Raw genomic sequence first — 2513 nt, forward strand, 5'->3', positions numbered from 1 at the left:
GTGTGGCTAATTTTACGAAATTAAATTGGACTAACAGGGCGGAAATATCGGGGCTTTCGCTGTCGCAGAAGTTGGCGGGAGTGGCAGGTATTAGCAATTTGAGTACCGGCACCGGCATTGGCAAGCCGGTGATTCGCGGCTTGAGCGGCAATCGCATCGCTGTTTTTGCGCAGGGCACTCGCATCGAAAATCAGCAGTGGGGCGATGAACACGGCTTGGGATTGGACGAAAACGGCTATGAGCAGGTGGAAATCATCAAAGGTCCTGCTTCCCTCCTATACGGCAGCGATGCCTTGGGCGGCGTTTTGTATTTTTCCGACGCGCTCTATGCCAAGGGGAACAGCCTCGAGGGCACGTTCGGCTCGGAATACAACAGCAACACCAACGGCTGGCGCAACACAGGGGCGTCCAAACTGTCGAAAAATTGCTTCCATTGGAACGCTTTTGGCGGCTACACCACACACGAGGACTATCGTGACGGCAACCACGACGCGGTGCCCAACAGCCGCTTCCACACCGGCGATTTCAAAACATCGCTGGGCTATCCGGTGAAAAATTGAGCAGTGCGCTGAAATACAGCGTTTTGAGCGAAAAATACGGCTTAGTAGCCCCTGATGAAGAAGGTACTCCCTTCCAAAAAATTGACCACACACATCATCAGTTCCGAAAACACCCTGTTCTTTGACAATGCCTCCAAACTAAAATTAAATGTCGGCTATGTTTTTAACAATCGCAAGGAATTTGAGGACGGGGATATTGCCGCGCTGGATATGAATCTGGGCACATTTTCGTACGATGCCAAATGGTATTTGCCCCAATGGAATGAGCAGTGGACATTCACGCTTGGCACGCAGGGGATGTACCAAACCAACGCCAACAAAGGCGAAGAAATGCTTATCCCTGATGCTACGACCGCCGACATTGGCGTGTTCGGCGTGTCGGAATACTACTATTCCGAAAAATCGCATTGGCAAATCGGGCTGCGCTTGGACGGGCGAAACATTGATAGTGAGGAGTTTACGGAACATTATACGGCGTTCAACTTTTCTACGGGGATTGTGCAGTCGCTGCTTGAAAATCTGTCGCTACGGGCAAATCTTTCTTCGGGCTATCGCACGCCCAATGGATGGCAATCCGTTCGACCAAGCAAGGCAGCAGGCAAATGCCGGTGCGGGTGGTCAAGCACCGCCTTCCGGTGGCGATGAGGTTCAGGATGTGGATTTTGAGGAGGTGAAATAAAAATAGTTAGATAAAGTTCCTGTCTTATTTTCAGACAGGAACTTTATCTATAATAATCTGAGTGTGTAAGATTATGACAAAAATAATTCATAACTCATAACTCATAACTCATAACTTTTTCCTACCTTTGTGCCCAAAAATAAAAAAATCCTTTTTGCGCATCATGGATAAAAAGATTTCATTAGTATTAGAAAATGGGCAATCGTTTAGCGGCTATTCCTTTGGTTATGAGGCGGCGGCGGCGGGCGAGGTTGTTTTCAATACCGCGATGGTGGGCTATCCCGAAAGCCTTACAGACCCCTCCTACGCCGGTCAAATCCTCACAGTTACTTACCCCTTAGTCGGCAATTACGGCGTGCCCGAAAACAAAACGGATGCCAACGGGCTTTCCCTGTTCTACGAATCGGAAAAAATCCACGTCAGCGGGCTGATTATCTCCGAATATTCGCACGAATACAGCCACTGGAATGCCTGCAAAAGCCTCGGCGACTGGCTGAAAGAGCACAAAGTGCCCGGAGTCTATGGCGTGGACACGCGCGCCCTCACCAAGTTGATTCGCGAAAAAGGCTCAATGAAAGCAAAAATCGTTTTCAATTCGCCCAACGAAATCGGTTTCATCGACCCCGCGCTGGAAAATCAGGTGGCAAAAGTGAGTTGCAAGAAAATCATACATTACAGTAGAGACGTGGCGCGCCACGTCTGTACAGACAAATGTACAGACAAATATCCCACCGATACGCAAAAAACGGTGGTGCTGGTCGATTGCGGTGTGAAACACAACATCATCCGCTGCTTGTTGCAGCACGATGTTAAGATTATCCGCGTGCCTTGGGACTACGATTTTAACACCTTGGAATACGACGGATTGTTTGTTTCCAACGGTCCGGGCGACCCGGAGCACTGCGAAATCACCGTGAAACACATCCAAACCGCGATGAAAGCGGGCAAACCCATCATGGGAATTTGTATGGGCAACCAACTGCTGGCAAAAGCAGGCGGCGCCACGACCTACAAACTCAAATACGGACACCGCAGCCACAACCAACCCGTGCAATTGGCAAATTCCAACCGCTGCTTCATCACCTCGCAAAATCACGGCTACGCGGTGAATACCGATACTTTGAGTGATGAGTGGGAGGTGCTGTTCACTAATATGAACGACGGCTGGAATGAGGGCATCCGCCATAAAACGCAGCCGTGGTTTTCGGCGCAATTCCATCCCGAAGCGGCTTCCGGTCCTACTGACACCGCTTTTATGTTCGATATGTTCGTTG

3 protein-coding genes are annotated in these 2513 nt (G+C 49.8%); all 3 read left to right on the top strand.

The annotated features are described in order from the left end of the window. Window positions 1-560, top strand: a 560-nt coding sequence (locus tag ASC50_RS06050; RefSeq protein WP_158648534.1) for a TonB-dependent receptor, incomplete at its 5' end; no start/stop codon positions are given. Between the two features lie 54 nt (window positions 561-614). Continuing rightward, a complete protein-coding gene (locus ASC50_RS06055) occupies window positions 615-1205 on the top strand; it encodes a TonB-dependent receptor domain-containing protein (RefSeq protein WP_056928824.1) in 591 nt (196 codons plus the stop codon). A 197-nt stretch (window positions 1206-1402) separates the two neighbouring features. Continuing rightward, window positions 1403-2513 (top strand): glutamine-hydrolyzing carbamoyl-phosphate synthase small subunit (gene carA / locus ASC50_RS06060; RefSeq protein ID WP_158648535.1); only part of this gene is annotated, 1111 nt, incomplete at its 3' end.

This window comes from Candidatus Symbiothrix dinenymphae, assembly GCF_001431085.1.